General features: G+C 51.2%; 20 protein-coding genes. 17 read left to right on the top strand and 3 right to left on the bottom strand.

Annotation, left to right across the window (positions count from 1 at the left end; all coding sequences use genetic code 11):
* Window positions 1–8: 8 nt before the first annotated feature.
* Window positions 9–992: a ParM/StbA family protein gene (locus R8O10_RS16705; RefSeq protein WP_000077457.1), complete on the bottom strand. Its 984-nt coding sequence runs from the start codon at window positions 990–992 to the stop codon at window positions 9–11.
* A 498-nt stretch (window positions 993–1,490) separates the two neighbouring features.
* Between R8O10_RS16705 and mobI the strand changes: the two genes are divergently transcribed.
* Genes mobI through R8O10_RS16690 form a run of 3 tightly spaced genes read left to right on the top strand, consistent with a single transcriptional unit; the run spans window position 1,491 to window position 3,407 of the window.
* Window positions 1,491–2,030 carry a conjugative transfer protein MobI(A/C) gene (gene mobI / locus R8O10_RS16700; protein ID WP_001447712.1) on the top strand — a complete coding sequence of 180 codons (540 nt, stop codon included), beginning with the start codon at window positions 1,491–1,493 and terminating at the stop codon, window positions 2,028–2,030.
* A 4-nt stretch (window positions 2,031–2,034) separates the two neighbouring features.
* A complete protein-coding gene (locus R8O10_RS16695; RefSeq protein ID WP_000127321.1) occupies window positions 2,035–2,322 on the top strand; it encodes a hypothetical protein in 288 nt (95 codons plus the stop codon).
* 20 nt (window positions 2,323–2,342) lie between these two features.
* The gene (locus R8O10_RS16690) at window positions 2,343–3,407 is read left to right on the top strand and encodes a RepB family plasmid replication initiator protein (RefSeq protein ID WP_000044788.1); all 1,065 of its coding nucleotides are present in this window, start codon (window positions 2,343–2,345) and stop codon (window positions 3,405–3,407) included.
* A gap of 1,036 nt (window positions 3,408–4,443) precedes the next feature.
* On the opposite strand, the gene R8O10_RS16685 is transcribed toward R8O10_RS16690, so the two are convergent.
* Window positions 4,444–4,878 carry a hypothetical protein gene (locus tag R8O10_RS16685; RefSeq protein ID WP_004201092.1) on the bottom strand — a complete coding sequence of 145 codons (435 nt, stop codon included), beginning with the start codon at window positions 4,876–4,878 and terminating at the stop codon, window positions 4,444–4,446.
* 17 nt (window positions 4,879–4,895) lie between these two features.
* Window positions 4,896–6,011, bottom strand: coding sequence for a phosphoadenosine phosphosulfate reductase family protein (locus R8O10_RS16680; RefSeq protein ID WP_000946104.1), 1,116 nt, complete (start codon window positions 6,009–6,011; stop codon window positions 4,896–4,898).
* 267 nt (window positions 6,012–6,278) lie between these two features.
* On the opposite strand from R8O10_RS16680, the gene R8O10_RS16675 reads away from it, so the two are divergent.
* The 14 genes from R8O10_RS16675 to R8O10_RS16610 all read left to right on the top strand — a co-directional run bounded on the left by R8O10_RS16675 (window position 6,279) and on the right by R8O10_RS16610 (window position 14,419).
* Window positions 6,279–6,887: a hypothetical protein gene (locus R8O10_RS16675; RefSeq protein ID WP_000849069.1), complete on the top strand. Its 609-nt coding sequence runs from the start codon at window positions 6,279–6,281 to the stop codon at window positions 6,885–6,887.
* A gap of 4 nt (window positions 6,888–6,891) precedes the next feature.
* Entirely contained in the window at window positions 6,892–7,413 is a 522-nt protein-coding gene (locus tag R8O10_RS16670) for a hypothetical protein (RefSeq protein ID WP_000393783.1), read from the top strand.
* A gap of 2 nt (window positions 7,414–7,415) precedes the next feature.
* A complete protein-coding gene (locus tag R8O10_RS16665; protein ID WP_000648873.1) occupies window positions 7,416–7,937 on the top strand; it encodes a hypothetical protein in 522 nt (173 codons plus the stop codon).
* A 96-nt stretch (window positions 7,938–8,033) separates the two neighbouring features.
* On the top strand, window positions 8,034–8,507 hold the full coding sequence (locus tag R8O10_RS16660; RefSeq protein WP_000057876.1) for a hypothetical protein: 474 nt from the start codon (window positions 8,034–8,036) through the stop codon (window positions 8,505–8,507).
* The gene (locus R8O10_RS16655; RefSeq protein ID WP_342761341.1) at window positions 8,473–8,811 is read left to right on the top strand and encodes a hypothetical protein; all 339 of its coding nucleotides are present in this window, start codon (window positions 8,473–8,475) and stop codon (window positions 8,809–8,811) included. Before R8O10_RS16660 ends, R8O10_RS16655 begins: the two co-directional genes overlap by 35 nt.
* 4 nt (window positions 8,812–8,815) lie before the next feature.
* Window positions 8,816–9,670 (top strand): hypothetical protein, encoded by an 855-nt coding sequence (locus R8O10_RS16650; RefSeq protein WP_000539391.1) that lies wholly within the window; start codon window positions 8,816–8,818, stop codon window positions 9,668–9,670.
* A complete protein-coding gene (locus R8O10_RS16645) occupies window positions 9,670–10,629 on the top strand; it encodes a S49 family peptidase (protein WP_000829617.1) in 960 nt (319 codons plus the stop codon). Before R8O10_RS16650 ends, R8O10_RS16645 begins: the two co-directional genes overlap by 1 nt.
* A 15-nt stretch (window positions 10,630–10,644) precedes the next feature.
* Window positions 10,645–11,505 (top strand): DsbA family protein, encoded by an 861-nt coding sequence (locus R8O10_RS16640; protein ID WP_000139696.1) that lies wholly within the window; start codon window positions 10,645–10,647, stop codon window positions 11,503–11,505.
* Between the two features lie 33 nt (window positions 11,506–11,538).
* Window positions 11,539–11,967 (top strand): hypothetical protein, encoded by a 429-nt coding sequence (locus R8O10_RS16635; RefSeq protein WP_000591076.1) that lies wholly within the window; start codon window positions 11,539–11,541, stop codon window positions 11,965–11,967.
* A gap of 57 nt (window positions 11,968–12,024) precedes the next feature.
* A complete protein-coding gene (locus tag R8O10_RS16630) occupies window positions 12,025–12,384 on the top strand; it encodes a hypothetical protein (RefSeq protein WP_000422769.1) in 360 nt (119 codons plus the stop codon).
* Complete coding sequence (locus tag R8O10_RS16625; RefSeq protein WP_000919343.1) at window positions 12,384–12,830, top strand: hypothetical protein; 447 nt, start codon at window positions 12,384–12,386, stop codon at window positions 12,828–12,830. The genes R8O10_RS16630 and R8O10_RS16625 overlap by 1 nt, the downstream gene beginning before the upstream one ends.
* Entirely contained in the window at window positions 12,827–13,345 is a 519-nt protein-coding gene (locus R8O10_RS16620) for a nitrite reductase (RefSeq protein WP_000210757.1), read from the top strand. The genes R8O10_RS16625 and R8O10_RS16620 overlap by 4 nt, the downstream gene beginning before the upstream one ends.
* Window positions 13,345–13,575, top strand: coding sequence for a hypothetical protein (locus R8O10_RS16615; protein ID WP_000972665.1), 231 nt, complete (start codon window positions 13,345–13,347; stop codon window positions 13,573–13,575). Before R8O10_RS16620 ends, R8O10_RS16615 begins: the two co-directional genes overlap by 1 nt.
* Window positions 13,562–14,419: a hypothetical protein gene (locus tag R8O10_RS16610; protein WP_001167036.1), complete on the top strand. Its 858-nt coding sequence runs from the start codon at window positions 13,562–13,564 to the stop codon at window positions 14,417–14,419. The genes R8O10_RS16615 and R8O10_RS16610 overlap by 14 nt, the downstream gene beginning before the upstream one ends.
* The last annotated feature ends 169 nt before the right edge of the window (window positions 14,420–14,588 follow it).

Here is a 14,588-nt window from a genome sequence, read left to right as displayed (position 1 = left end):
CCTATCTATCAGCCGCAGAACCAGAAGCCCCTGGCATTGGATGCCACGGATTCGTTGGGCAGTACGATCCTGCTCTTAGGGAAAAGCTCCTTGGCCGCATCTTGGTAAGCCTCGGCACCGCCGCCAGCCAGCAGAACTACGTCAGCATCCATCCCGTCCTCACGCATTGACTTCCGCATAGGGATCAAGGCGTTTTGAGCGACTTTGGTTGAGGCTTTCTTGAAGTAGTCTTTGATCGATACCTTTTCACCGTAGAGGAAGATTTCGGCCTTACCGGCACGAATAGCTTTCTCGATCTTTTCGATGCCAGGGGCACCGCCGTGGTCTTCCTGAATTAGCCGGTCCGTTTCCTGTAGCAACACCGACATCGCCTTGAGGCTGGTGCCAGATGAGTGATAGCGGACCTCTCCCTCTTCAAGAGCTACCCAGTCTACAGAAAAGAACCCAGGGTCAATTACAACGGTTTTTCCTCCCTGGATAATCTCCAGGAGGTCTTCATCTTTGGTTGAACTTACAACATCCATGTAAGCACCGGCAGGTTGAGGTACAACCACGACAGACTTAACCGCTACCGATCGTTTTGGCGTGATCTGGTGTTCGCCCTCAAGCCGAGCTTTCAACGCCTCTCTGCGCTCTACGTCCATGTACTGACTAACAGGCAGGCCAGTCACCAGCACATCGATCTCCTTCTGCTCGGACATCAGGAGTGCAGCGTAGAAAAGAGCCTTGTATGGATTGGTCGAAGGATAGTCGCCGTGAAGCTCACGCTCCCATCCTTGCAATCGGTCAGGCTCGACGCCTGCAACCCATTTCTCTCCATCAATCACAACCTGAATGCAGGTCCCTGCACCGCCAGTTAACTGTTGTGGCATCAGTTCCAATGGACCTGCCCCCACCGGCATGACGACTGTGCGAGCTTCCTCACCTTTATACCCCATTGCCATTTTCAGGTTGGAGTAACCAATATCCAAACCCAGAACAAATTGACTCATGAAATCCTCCAAAGATTGCTTTTAGATTGCTTTTCGATTGCTTGCCGCGTGTTGGATAGAGAATAAGGCTAAAAGCGGGGACAGATGGCCTGTGTAATTGCCCAAAAGGGGCATATAGGTTGCTTTTCGGTGGCTTTTTGATCGTTGAGTAAGGGAACCTATGGGAACGCTGCACGGATAGGCTCAGATAAACAGACCTTACCCTCGCATCGAGAACCGCTTGCCCTCCAGCATCGAGAGACGGTGGTAAAGAGGCATTTGGAATCTTTGATGCCATATCCAATATATCTGGAATCTTTACATATAGATTCATATTTAAAGAGGCTGTGAAAGAATAAGAGCATCAAGATTCCAGATAGATAGAGGGAAATTTGACAAATTCCAAAGATGGGTTAGCCTAGTGACAGAACTAGATTCCAGTATTGGAATAATCAGCTTTAAATTCCAGATAGATAGTTATGTGGATAGGAATTGGATAGGAATTGGGAGGGTATTGAGGTGAGTCTACCAACAGAGCGATGGCTAGATCTGCTAGATCCGAAGCTCGAAGAAGAACGATCCGAGATAACAGAGGATCTGCTAGAGGCAGAGGGACGAGAGTTTGTTGCAGAGGTACGGAGCAAACTGGATCACGCCTTAGCGGTTCTTGCTGTCGAGGCGCAGCAGGAAGCGGACATGTACTGGAACGCGCACAAATCAGCGCGTGAAGAAGCGTCAGAGGACGAACAAGGGCGTGTCGGTACACGGGTTCGCATTCTAGGCGTATCACTCGTTGCAGAGTGGTATCGCAACAGATTTGTCGAACAAGTTCCCGGACAAAAGAAAAGGGTTCTATCGACACATATCAAGAAGGGTCGCGGTCATGCCTACAGCATGTCGCACTTCAAGAAAGAGCCTGTCTGGGCACAAGAGTTGATCCAGCAAGTTGAAACCAGGTATGCCGTGTTAAGACAACGCGCCACTGCCTTAGCAAAAATTCGCCGGGCGCTAAACGAGTACGAGCGCCAGCTAAACAAGACACATAGCGACGAGGTGTGACAACATGACAGCATCTGTAGCGGCCACTGAATTGGCGAAACTGGGGAAATGTGAAGCGATGATCAAGAAAGTCGCCAGCCATCCTCGCCCTGCCCTGTCAAAGCGCCCACAATCGCCACAGGGGACAGATAGCACCCTTCGGGGTGAGTTCGCTCATTTCCGATATGAAGCGGCAGCCCTGCGTTTTATGAGCGGCACTGCGGGGGCTAAGCGTCGCATCTACCAGCTAGTGTTTTCAGCGACGGTAGCAGCGGGAGCATTGACAATGCTGGCGGCATGGACCACCAGCTAGAAAGTATCGACGGAACAATCATGAGCAAGAGAACCAAAGACAAAGACCTGGAGAAACTCGACGTAATCAAAGACTCACCGCAAATGAGCCTGTTTGAGATCATTGAATCTCCGGCCAAGAAAGACGACTACTCCAACACCATCGAGATCTACGATGCGCTGCCGAAGTACATTTGGGACCAAAAGCGTGAGCATGAAGATTTATCCAACGCTGTAGTGACACGACAATGCACCATCAGAGGCCAGCATTTCACGGTGAAGGTGAAGCCAGCCATCATCGAGAAGGATGACGGAAGAACCGTGCTGATCTACGCGGGACAGCGAGAGGAAATCCTTGAGGATGCTCTACGCAAGCTCGCAGTGAACGGGAAAGGCCATATCATCGAGGGCAAGGCTGGAGTCATGTTCACTCTGTACGAACTCCAGAAAGAGCTCTCGAAGATGGGTCACGGTTACAACCTGAACGAAATCAAGGAAGCAATCCAGGTTTGTCGTGGCGCAACACTCGAATGTATCAGTGATGACGGCGAAGCCTTCATCAGCTCCAGCTTCTTCCCGATGGTGGGACTTACCACCAGAGGTGAGTTTCGCAAGAAAGGCGGGAACGCCAGGTGCTATGTGCAGTTCAACCCGCTGGTAAACGAATCGATCATGAATCTGTCGTTTCGTCAGTACAACTACAAAATCGGAATGCAAATCCGCTCCCCTCTTGCACGGTACATCTACAAGCGAATGAGCCACTACTGGACTCAAGCATCGCCAGATTCGCCGTACACGCCATCGCTTATCAGCTTCCTGACACAGAGCCCTCGTGAATTGAGCCCACGGATGCCGGAGAACGTCAGAGCTATGAAGCTCGCTCTGGAGGCCCTCATCAAACAAGAGGTCATAAGCGACTACGACGCGAACCAGATCAAGGATGGCCGCAGAGTCATCGACGTGCGGTACGTCATAAGGCCTCATGAGAACTTCGTGAAGCAGGTGATGGCGTCCAACAAGCGTAAGCAGCAGACAGAGCTACGGGCCATCAAGCAAGGCATGATCGACCACGACATCATTGATGAACCCCAGCGTAAGGGGAGGTAGCCACCAGAAGCTCCCAATACCCCAGGGAAAAGAAAGATAGGCGCGTCAGCGCCTTTTTTTATGCCAGAAGAAAGCGCACAAGGTACGCCCACAAGGAAAGACCGGAAACGGAATGCCTCCGCATATGGGGGAGCTGCACGGATAGAGCGAACGTGACCCCAGATGCTTCGTGGGCTGAGGCTCGATATATGGGAACGTTGCACGGTAGTTGCAAGCCGAGTCTCAGTATCGTGCAAGCGTAAGCCACGACGAAGGATAAGTGCCATGCTGCTCCAGTGGTTCCCGTAGAGTGGTTCCCGTAAGGTATTGATAGTTAAAGGGTGAGGATGTGGGGGACCTGCACGTTATGAGATTTGATATGTGGGTACGTTGCACGAAAGCAGGTTCTGAACCTCTCGATATATGGGAACTCTGCACGATTGACGAAGCAGAACAAAGATTGACAGATCAGGACAAACCTAAAAAGGCAGTCAAAATGACTCCAATAGTCCATAAAGTGATCGTGCTCACATAAAAAGAGGCCAAAAGTTATCCACATTTCCTGTGCATAAACGGGGTTTTGGTATGTGGGAGCGCTGCACGATCACATGTGGGTACGCTGCACGGAGCAAAAAACGACCAAAATTGATATATGGGAACGTTGCACGTTAAGAAGAGAATATATGGGCTGACTGCACGTATAACCTTAGACATGTGGGAACACTGCACGAACACCAGTTCTGATATGTGGGAACGCTGCACGAAAGCTCTGTTTTGTAAGGATTTTGTGGAAAAAAAAGGGGTTCCGTGTGGATAACAGTGGATAAGATCCAAGGGTATGTGGGGGCGTTGCACGGCAACCTATGGGTTCGCTGCACGGCAACCTATGGGTTCGTTGCACGGAATAAATATGAAAATGCCAGCAATATCAATGCGTTGAATGACAACTCAGAGCGCCTAACCTGTTTTTAACCGCTTTTAATCCTTTATACAAAGATCTAAAGATCTTTATATTTATCCTTTTGATCGCTGAGCAAAAAATAATCAACACTGTTTTTTAGAGAAAAGTCTCGTATGCAAGGCCGAACAGGACGAGTATCACTAACAAGATAAGCATCGACAGCACAAAGTAACCAGACTCGTACACCACAGCTTTGATCACAGAAACGACGCTGATCGATCTTCCAGAGATCCTCCCGATGATCCAGTGAAACGCAACGAACGAACCAAGCCCACAGATCAGCACCACCGCTACGGAGACAAGTGCATGTTCCCTCAGGACAGACTCACTAAGGAAACCATACTGCATCCCCATCAATACAAGCCTGCCAATGCCAAACCCCAGACCCAATGCAACAGCTCCACGAACCAGCACAACCTTCAACGACTGGAGCCATGTCAGTTCAAGATCCATCCCCTTACGGGAAGACCGACGCACCAGCACCATAGATATGCCCAGCCCCAAAAACACCAAAAAAACAAAATCCAACATTACCACCTCTGCACAAATCAATCAGAACCACAGGCCTCTCGGCCAAATGCGCCACCAGGGAGAACCCACTTCTGCCCCTCCGGCACAAAAATCGGGAGCGTGTAATCCTCTCTGGATACCTGCTCCAATGCCTCAACATCACTAATCTGTATCGGCGCAACAGCAGAACCTAAATCTATTACGTCGATTTTTTTTCTTGATACCGTCACACCAAAGGTTTGTTCATACTGAGCAATCTTCCCAGCTCGTTCAGGCCAGTAGTGACGGATAGTGGACCAGATACGCTGTGAGTTGTAGATGCAGGTCATACACGAAGACCGGCTCCAACCAAGGCGATAAGGGACTGGGGCCAGAATGCGGTGACGCTCGATTACTTCCCATACCTCTTCCTCAGTCCAATGAAGAACGGGCCTCCAGGCATCAACTAACCGTGCAGTCTTCCCATATCTTCTGTCACAGGCATGAGCCTCAAGCTGGTTGTACTTGGATCTGTTTGCACTTTCCTCCCGGCGCTCACCAGTGATGAAAAGGATCTTCTTCCCCTTGAAGCGCTCCTGGTTATTAAGAGCTCTGCGGCCAACATCGATCTTCAAGGCTGATGAACACCACCTTGTTTGGAGTGATGGCGATTGCTGAGGGAAACGAAGGCGTGTACCAGGCTTAGAGCGCTTATGGTCTCTAGGCAGCACCAGAAGCCCCTCAGGCGTCTCTACACGATGGGGGTGGCTATAGGCATTGTCTTTGAGCATTTCGCCCTCAAAGCCGCCCTCAAGCCACGAGAAGTACATTGGGACACCCAGTTCTTCCCCGAGCTGACGACAGTAATCACGCATGAAGGCCCAATCCATCAACGAACTACCTTCCTGACCATCAACATCATGGTGCCAGAACTCCACCTTTGACTTATCAACACCCATGTCCACCAGCCGCAAGTACGCAGCAATCGAGTCCTTGCCTCCAGACAGGCAAACAATGATGTGGTCGTACAAACTCAAGTCCACATCCGGCGCTGAGAAGTACGTTGTTCTATCGTCACAACGCTGACTGGAAGATATACCGGTAAGAACCGACTCCAGTGATGGCAACACCACCTGGTCATCGAACAAATCTCCTTGGTTTTCTCGTCTCAACATAAGTCGCTCTTTTTTCTTTACTGGGTTGTTTTTATGATTTACAGTATTATAAAATGATGCTGTGAAAAGTAAAGTTTTCAGAACGACCAGTCACTCAGGAGAACTTGATAAGCACCAGAAAGCAATCTAAAGGTGGTTTTTCGGTGAGGTTAGTTCAGGGGCAACCTGTCTTGCTGATTGAAAATCATCAAGAAGTGGTTTTTTGGTGTGGTTACGGTTTGAGGGGGTGAGTATGTGGGAACGTTGCACGGTTAAAGGGGGCCGCACATGAAAACGATAAAGCGGTTCATCGTATGGGTGAATTACGGTCTTGAGGGTTGGAGCATTTTCGGATCGAGCGATGACTGGGATGAAGCGGTATCCATCCGTTCGGAAGCGATAGACGAATGCAATATTGATGAGGAAGACATCATCTTGGCAGAAAACAAAAACGAGCTGGTGGTAAAACCTGCGGCCAAGCAAATGACGGAGTGGCACCGGGAACTGGAAGCCGTCCTTATGACCTTGGATGACTGCCAGATGGAATGTGACGGCATGACATGGGCAGTAAGCCACCTACTCAATGACGCGGGTGTACCTCATGACTGCATGTATGGTTTTGTGCGAAACGAACAGACCAAGGACATCGTGACACCGCATTTCTGGGTTGTCCTGGATGATGGGTGGTTGGTGGATCTGAGGCTACGCATGTGGCTTGGCGATCACGACAACATTCCTCACGGGGTATTCCATCCCGATAACGAGCCAGGATTTTTCTACAAGGGAGACCCCGTTCAAAACCATAAAGGGATGAGACTGGGCAAAGCCGTCCTGGACATCATGACCGACGGAAAAATTTCACATGTGAAAGTTCCTGAACGACAAGACGGAGAGTAATAGCGTGGAATTTGATTACGACAAGTCAGTATCAAACGCACATCTTGAGGCCGCAGGCTGGGGTATGGATGCCTTTAATCACTCCAACCCATTTGAGAGCCATGTCATCTATGTGCGTGACTACCGCAACGATCACATCCGCCTGTTCACCATCAAGAAGGCTGACTTCGACACGATAAAGCTGCCGCTTCACCTTACCTCCGACATGCTGGCTTCGGTGATCGCTGAGTTCGTATCGAAGGCAGCAAAAGGGAAGTTGAATACGAAGGAGTCCGATACGCTGGCTCCTGCCTTGGTTGGCTATGCCAAATCAACAGAAACCTACCGGAGCTGGCGGAGAGTGTCTGGAACAACAGAGCGATTGCATATGGTCATCAATATCTACGCGGGTTCTGGATTGCTGAGACCTTTCATCGCTCGGGCTCCTGAGACCGTCCTGACGACCCAAGAGCTACTGGTCTTCTCATCACAGGTTAAGAACATGGATGTATCCAATCATCCAGAGTGGTTTAGGGGCCTGAGGTAGTCATGAAGGCAGTTCTCTGGATATTCGTCCTTATCATTGCACCTTTCGTCATTGCGAAAGTGGACCAGTGGCGCAAACGCGGCATTGGAGACACCTGGGCGTGGTGGAAATCAGAGAACATGCCTTATGAGCTGCGCTCGGCCACTCTGTTTTTATCCGAACAGGACATATCAACCACACAGCCGGTGCCCATGCACGGCAGGGTTGATCAGGTGTACAAAGCCAAGAATGGGGTTCTCATTCCCTTGGACACCAAGCTGCGCCAGGTAAACCACATCTATGAGTCGGACATTATCCAGCTCTCGGTTTACCGGGTAATTCTGTCACACAAGTACAAGGCACCCGTTGCCAAGTACGGCTATGTCCGAACCGTTGTTGAGACAGCGGACGGGGATAGAGTCCGTTACATCAAGACAAACCTTCTCAGCGAAAAAGAAGTGGTCAAGTTGTGGCACCGCTATCAATCCATCCGTTCTGGTCAGGTAAAAACCTCCTGTTCCTGTGGCGGAAAGTTTCACATGTGAAAGTTCTGGATTGAATTAGGGTTGCCCGAATTGGGCAGCTAGGCGGGGTTGCATTTTTGAAAAGTCCTGTACGCTGGTTGGTATAGGAGGTGAATAGTGGCCCAGCTTAAACATAACCGCTTCGTCATGTTGGGGTCCTTGGTAGCGACGGTCGTAGCTGCTGCGAATGGCTTGAGTTTTCTCACCCTTATGGCTGGTGGAATGACCCTTATCCAGTTCATGGCTTGGAAGCAACAAGATGCTGTCCGTAGCCGGTTTAAAGCTGCGAAGGATGCGTTTGAAGCGTTGAACGTTATTGCGTTCGACAAGCACTGGGTAGGTTCAACCGCGACGGTCGCCAAAGTGTCGAACATGATCACTCCGCCCGAACGACTGGATAAGCCCTGGGCGGTGCAAGTTCTGGCCGTAACCAAAGGTGGGACGTGGTTCGCAGTGGATCTGCAAGTGACCGGCACTGACAAGGTTCAGATGCTTAGCCTCCACCAGCTTAGTGAAAAGGCGGCAAAGACCATGCTGGCCTTCGACCTCGAAGTGTATGAAAAATTTTTCGGAAAACCTGATGTTGCATGAGGACAATGTGATGGAAAAAGTCAAAAGCGTAGATGCCGTGGAGTTCACGGCAGCAGATAAGAAGGCGATGACCCATGCGGCATACGCCCAGTGTTTCTTCATTCTGGCCCAAGTGATGGCATTCCCTTCCCTAGGGGTGGCTGGCGCTATGGTTGCTGCTCTGTGCGGCATGATGCCGTGGTTGACCAAGTTCGCCAAAGAGGCTCCATCGAAAGCCTTTGGCATGGTGATGGCTTCACTCTGCCTTGCTCCTGTGTACGGGAAACTCTGTGAGCTGGTGGTCCACGCGATTCAGGGAGCTTGAGCTTATGGGGGTAGTACGAGTTCCCTACCTCTTGGCTGAGCTGAAAGAACGCGGATGTGCTGATGAATCTGCTCTGGCGCAGGTTATGCAGCCTGGATGCCGAATTGGAGAGGAAGACCTACGGAAGTTGGCCGCAAATTTAGGGCTTGAAGTTTCTGAGCTGGCACCAGCGCCAGAGAACGCGGCCAACACCCGGTTCAAAGCAAAGCTGAGAGGAGGTTTGGCCTCCTTTCTTTTTGAGTACGACGGCTGTTTCCGACATGCCGAAGGCTCCAGCCATGCAGAAATGTTGGGTATCGAGCAAGAAGACGATATTGGTCTTCCGAGTCGAGCTGCTGACGCCATGCTCCTGGAAAAGATGCTTTACCAGGTAATCGCTCGGGCTAAGTACATGCTCGGCAAAATCGACAGCAAGTTTGTCAGGTCAGAACAAGCAATCGAGTTCCGTGAGCAACTTGCTCCTGGGATCTTCAGGCCAGGGTACAGAGGTTTCCGATTCAAGGAGGCTGCCGCTGGTGATTTGCCTACAGTCATGATTGACGGTCGGAAGTTCAATTGCGTTGCCAGTATAGCCAGAGCGCATGGACTTGATCCGGTAACGGTGCGTAGGCGCATTGCGGACACAAGGAAGGCCGCAGACAAACTCTCCAATGATGAGTGGAAACTCATCCTCGCCAAGAAAAAAGGTAAAGGGAAACCCTTCACCTATCTGGACAGGACCTACAGCAACATTGCCCAGTTCTGTCGTGAGCATCAGCTCAACACCAACCTTGTTTACCAGAAAGTCAAAGACCGGGCTGATAGCGCTGATGAAGAGTTCTGGGGACAGATAATCGAAACATGCAAAAGGAAAGACTAATGGCAGAAAACAAAGAGATCCCCTGGGAGAAAGAGCTCATTGAGAAGTACATGTTCACCCTGCATAAAGAGCAGGTGAAAGACCGGCGCTGGCGGACCATGTTGCGTGTGCTTCGCGCATCAGGTTTCGTGCTTCTCATGATCGGCTTCATCATTTTGGCATCTAATCCGGGTGGGATGCCGTGGCAAAGCGCCAAGGCTGGAGCCCCTCACACCGCGTATATCAACATCCGTGGTGAAATTGCTGCTGGCACACTGGCCGATGCTGATCACCTTATCCCGTCCATCCAAGCAGCATTCGACAACCCGAATTCACAAGCTGTCGTGCTTCGCATAAACAGCCCTGGCGGTAGCCCGGTTCAAGCAGGACGGATTTATGAAGAAGTGAAGGCGCAGCGAGCCCTTCATCCGGAGAAAAAGGTCTACGCCATCATTGATGACATCGGTGCCTCTGGCGGTTATTACATCGCCTCTGCTGCGGATGAAATCTATGCTGACCGCGCCAGTCTTGTCGGTTCTATCGGCGTCATTAGCTCAGGGTTTGGATTCACCGGCTTGATGGACAGGCTCGGCATCGAGCGCCGGGCAATCACTTCCGGAGAGCACAAAGCGCTTCTCGACCCATTCTCCCCTCTTACCTCTGATATGAAGAAATTCTGGGAGGGCGTTCTATCGAAAACCCACCAGCAGTTCATCGAACGAGTGAAGGCTGGGCGGGGTGATCGACTGAAAGACGCCCCAGAGGTGTTTTCTGGATTGCTCTGGAACGGGGAGCAGGCCAAAGAAATTGGGCTGATTGATGGCCTGGGGAGTTTGAACTCCGTGGCGCGAGACGTCATCCACCAGAGCAACTTGGTGGACTACACACCAACCGAAGACATCATCCGGCGACTGACCCAACGAGCGAAGCTCGAAGCCAGTTCCTTCGTGCAAGAACTCAGCGCTGTGAAAGTTTACTGATAGGAGCAGTTTGACATGACAGAACAAAGTACCAAATCACTACGTCTCGGGGTTTTTGCCGCCATTATTTTGGGGCTCGTAGGAACCGGGTTCGGAATCTACCAGCTCGTGAAAGAGAAGGATCTGGCGCAAGAGATCGCCAACGTGAAGTCCACGGTCAACCAGGTGAAAGATGCCGAAGGCGTCACCTTCAAAAGCAAGGCAGAGTTTGAGGCTGCTGTGGCCGAAAGCATCAATAAGTTTGTCGCGCAGAAACAACAAGCCGACATCGATCAGAAGTATGCCCAGTTCGAGGCGGCACCTGAAAAGGTCGAAGACGGCAAACACATCTATGGGGACCTTGGTGCCCGATTCACGCTGGTGGAGTTCTCTGATATGGAGTGCCCCTTCTGTAAGCAATTCCACGACACGCCCAAGCAAATTGTGGATGCCAGTAAAGGCAATGTGAATTGGCAGTGGAAGCACATGCCTCTCGACTTCCATAACCCGGCAGCTCACAAGGAAGCGTTGGCCGCTGAATGTATTGCTGAACAGAAGGGCAACCGTGGCTTCTGGGTCTTCGTGAATGAGATTTTCCATCACAGCAAAGGCAACGGTGCCGGTGTTTCTGACTTGGCCTCTGTTGTCACGGGTGTTGGTGCTGATCTGGATGCTTTCCGTGAGTGTCTCAGCTCTGGCAAGCACGAAGATAAAGTTCAAGCTGACATCCAGAAAGCCAAGAGTTACGGCGTTAATGGTACTCCAGCAACCTTTGTTGTAGACAACCAGACAGGCAAGAGTCAGCTACTCGGTGGTGCTCAACCGGCACAAGCCATCATGGCGGTGATGCGAAAAATGATGATTGAGTCGCAACAAGACGACTCAGCGAACCAATAAAAACTTTCACATGTGAAAGTGGAGTGAGAACTGATGATCAAGATTACAACTAAATTGGGGTGCCTTCTGGCGGGGCTGCTTGTCCTGTCGGCTTGCTCAAGCGTCCCTCAGACAAGCAACGAATACACGAAAGCCCTGGATGATACCAAACAGGTATGTGCTGCCTGTGCTCTGGTTGGTAATGACCTGCTGGTTGCCCTCAACAAGTCATGCGACAAACCCATAACCCCGGAGACTCTAACCAGCGTCATGAACAGTAACTCGATGTTTGCCGCCATGATGGCAATTAACTCCATTGGTGGAACCGACCTTTATCAGGTTTACCGTGATGCGGCTATCGACACCCTGCGATGCAATGAGATGGACACTTGGCCTGAACGGACCAAGGTGCGTTTCCAGCAGCCCGACATGCAAAAGGCGCTGGCCTTGAGGGTTTCTGTCAGACAGCAGAATGCAAATTAACTTTCACATGTGAAAGTCAGGTCCCTCAGGGGCCTGATTTCACTATGAGGTGTACCAATGGAGTTACAAGAAGCAAAAAATGCTCTCGATAGCCTTCACCCCCACAAGGCCTCAGCCCCTTTGAGGCTTGTCATCCACCAGCCTGGAGGGATTGGTGGAACCCCTACCGTAGGGGTGAAAGCAATTCATGCTGGGTTTGATTGGGACAGCAACACCATCCTGATCTACCCGGAAGAGCAGCTCACCCGGTTGACGCCGGATGAGGTCGCCGCCATCACGAAGTCAGTATCGAAGGGACAGTCCTGGCATTCATATCAGCAGTTCAAGAAGTATCGGGAGCAGTTGGCCGAAGCCACGGAGGAAATTAATAGGCTCAGGGCTGAGCTGGGCAGGTATCAGAATAACGGGAGGGGGTAATGCTAAAACGCGGAATTATCAATCTCGCTGCTAGTTACATCATTGTTGATGCCCTACTCCGGAATGCAGCAATTTGGATCTTTGGCTTGTCCTTCTCCATTGGTGGCACTTACGTCGCTGGCGAGGCCAGTACATGGGGCGTTTACCTAGCCACTTCTGGTGCAATGACACTCTGTTCTGTCGTAACAGCCTACCTGCTCGTGACCTATCACCGCTGGGGGCTGATGACGGCCAGGGTCTGGCTGCTATTGAGTGCCTGCCTAAACGGCTATGCCGTCTATTTGAGCAGCCACAACATCCAGTTGGTGGTGGCACTGCTTTCCAGCCTGTTTATTGCTTTGTGGATGCTCAAGACCCTTGAGCAACCAGCAGTGAAGGGGACGTACAAGGTAATCGCTGATCTTCACCGTCAGCTATGGGGAATGTTGAAGGGACAAACACAATGACGACGAATACTCAAAACGCGAACGCCAACCAGGTTCGGTCTTTACGCGACATGCTTGTCCCCGCCCTGTTGTTCTATGTGGTGATGACGGCCATGTTTGTGGGTCTTGACGCATTCATGGATAAACCCACCAGCATGAACCTGCCATTTATGCCGTTCCTTGTCTCGATGGTGAGTTTTACCAGTGACGCACGTCGAGCGTGGGACTGGCGGAACGGGACCAAGGTTGTGGCCGTATTGACTGCGGTAGCCATGCTGTTGGCATTCATCTATCAACTCGCGGTCGGAGAGGTAAATCTCTTAGGGGTTGGTATATACCCGGCCACAGCCATCCTTCTGTTGGCAATCACCTGGGTGATTCGCGCTATCGGAAAGACGGCTCCTTTCCAGTTCCTGGGGAGACACCTGGCGCGGTTTGGTGCATCGAAGTGGGTCCAGCGTACCGCCGCAGTCATTGTGCTCGCGGGTGGCCTTGCCATCACTGTCTATGCCTACTGGCTTAACCACGGGAGCTGATGATGATCATTGCAACGAAGAGCGGCTTGCTGGTGGCCGCAGAACTAATCAAGGAAGAGGCCGGGTACTGGCTACTACAGCCTCGTGACCAAAAGACGCCGGTCAGAGTGAATAAGCAAGATGACAATAAACGCGCTTTCACGCATATGGGAGACGCCCTTCGCTGGGCAGGTGATCCTGAGCTTGCAAAGCAGTTCGATGCCGAGGGGGAAGAACATGCAAATTCGTGACTACATGACAAAGTTGTTTGAAGCATTTGGTGATGTAGAAGAAGTCACCCGAGAAATGCTTCTGGAGCAGGCGGAGCTCATTCATACGATCAGCGATAAGTGTCAGAGCACAGGCCTGTTTCTGGATAGTCAGGTTCGTTTCAACCAGTTCGTTCAAGAGATTGAGGCTGACGACAATGTAGAGGATCGGTTGCTTCATGCTTGGTGCTGGGTAATGGACCGAATAGTGAAGGCACCAACATCCTTTCACATGGATGGGGCTGTGATTTTGACAATGCCTCTGGTCGCCAGATACCTGCCACCAGTTGAACGGGAGCCGGAAACCATCGTGGTGAATCTCGATGAGGACTACAAGGCTCCTGTAGGCAACCAAACACTCTGCGAGCTCATTATGGAACGGAGGCATTGGCCGCAAGGTGCAACGTGCGCGACCCAAGAAGCGGATGGTGAAATCCTCTACTGGGACGCCCCGGTTCAGGTAGTAGAGGAAGGCAGAAAGGCCGCTGGCAAGCATGGCATGATGGCTGAAATAGGATTAAAGCATCAAGTAGACTTTTGGTTTTCTGACATGGCCGAAACTCGGCTCGCAACCGATTGGAACACCGCCGTCATCACACCTCACTGCTTGCTACTTTCCTATCTTGATGTGCTCCAAAAGAACAAAGTGCCGTTTGATGAGGGGGTGCGGCTCGCTGCCGAATGGGTAACGCAACTTGGTGGGGAGTCTCGTAAAGATACCGAGGAAGAGCCGGAAGCTGATGCTACGGTGCTTTCCCTTGGGCGAGCCACAGCTCATTGCTTTAAACCTTATCCGGACACACAAAATTTCTATTACGAGGCCTAAGCCTCACCCAAACAGGAGGATCAACATGCGATACCAGGTATTTAAAACGAAGGAAGGGGGCCTGCCGGTGTTTACTGCACCGTGGTACTGGTTGGCCTCTGCCATTGCTCACTGGTCATCTCTTAACTGGGATGCCTGTCGAATCGTAGACAGCAAGGCGGATAAAACA

The sequence above is a fragment of the Vibrio sp. 1727 genome (assembly GCF_033344415.1).
In the GTDB taxonomy this organism is placed as follows: Bacteria; Pseudomonadota; Gammaproteobacteria; order Enterobacterales; family Vibrionaceae; genus Vibrio; species Vibrio alginolyticus.
This window is presented reverse-complemented; position numbering and strand designations above follow the sequence as displayed.

Bases quoted from the DNA above. Each gene is read 5' to 3' on its own strand.
- R8O10_RS16705 (WP_000077457.1), bottom strand. From the start codon at position 992: ATGAGTCAATTTGTTCTGGGTTTGGATATTGGTTACTCCAACCTGAAA.
- R8O10_RS16695 (WP_000127321.1), top strand. From the start codon at position 2,035: ATGACAGCATCTGTAGCGGCCACTGAATTGGCGAAACTGGGGAAATGT.
- R8O10_RS16690 (WP_000044788.1), top strand. From the start codon at position 2,343: ATGAGCAAGAGAACCAAAGACAAAGACCTGGAGAAACTCGACGTAATC.
- R8O10_RS16685 (WP_004201092.1), bottom strand. From the start codon at position 4,878: ATGTTGGATTTTGTTTTTTTGGTGTTTTTGGGGCTGGGCATATCTATG.
- R8O10_RS16680 (WP_000946104.1), bottom strand. From the start codon at position 6,011: ATGTTGAGACGAGAAAACCAAGGAGATTTGTTCGATGACCAGGTGGTG.
- R8O10_RS16675 (WP_000849069.1), top strand. From the start codon at position 6,279: ATGAAAACGATAAAGCGGTTCATCGTATGGGTGAATTACGGTCTTGAG.
- R8O10_RS16665 (WP_000648873.1), top strand. From the start codon at position 7,416: ATGAAGGCAGTTCTCTGGATATTCGTCCTTATCATTGCACCTTTCGTC.
- R8O10_RS16655 (WP_342761341.1), top strand. From the start codon at position 8,473: ATGAAAAATTTTTCGGAAAACCTGATGTTGCATGAGGACAATGTGATG.
- R8O10_RS16650 (WP_000539391.1), top strand. From the start codon at position 8,816: ATGGGGGTAGTACGAGTTCCCTACCTCTTGGCTGAGCTGAAAGAACGC.
- R8O10_RS16645 (WP_000829617.1), top strand. From the start codon at position 9,670: ATGGCAGAAAACAAAGAGATCCCCTGGGAGAAAGAGCTCATTGAGAAG.
- R8O10_RS16640 (WP_000139696.1), top strand. From the start codon at position 10,645: ATGACAGAACAAAGTACCAAATCACTACGTCTCGGGGTTTTTGCCGCC.
- R8O10_RS16635 (WP_000591076.1), top strand. From the start codon at position 11,539: ATGATCAAGATTACAACTAAATTGGGGTGCCTTCTGGCGGGGCTGCTT.
- R8O10_RS16630 (WP_000422769.1), top strand. From the start codon at position 12,025: ATGGAGTTACAAGAAGCAAAAAATGCTCTCGATAGCCTTCACCCCCAC.
- R8O10_RS16625 (WP_000919343.1), top strand. From the start codon at position 12,384: ATGCTAAAACGCGGAATTATCAATCTCGCTGCTAGTTACATCATTGTT.
- R8O10_RS16620 (WP_000210757.1), top strand. From the start codon at position 12,827: ATGACGACGAATACTCAAAACGCGAACGCCAACCAGGTTCGGTCTTTA.
- R8O10_RS16615 (WP_000972665.1), top strand. From the start codon at position 13,345: ATGATGATCATTGCAACGAAGAGCGGCTTGCTGGTGGCCGCAGAACTA.
- R8O10_RS16610 (WP_001167036.1), top strand. From the start codon at position 13,562: ATGCAAATTCGTGACTACATGACAAAGTTGTTTGAAGCATTTGGTGAT.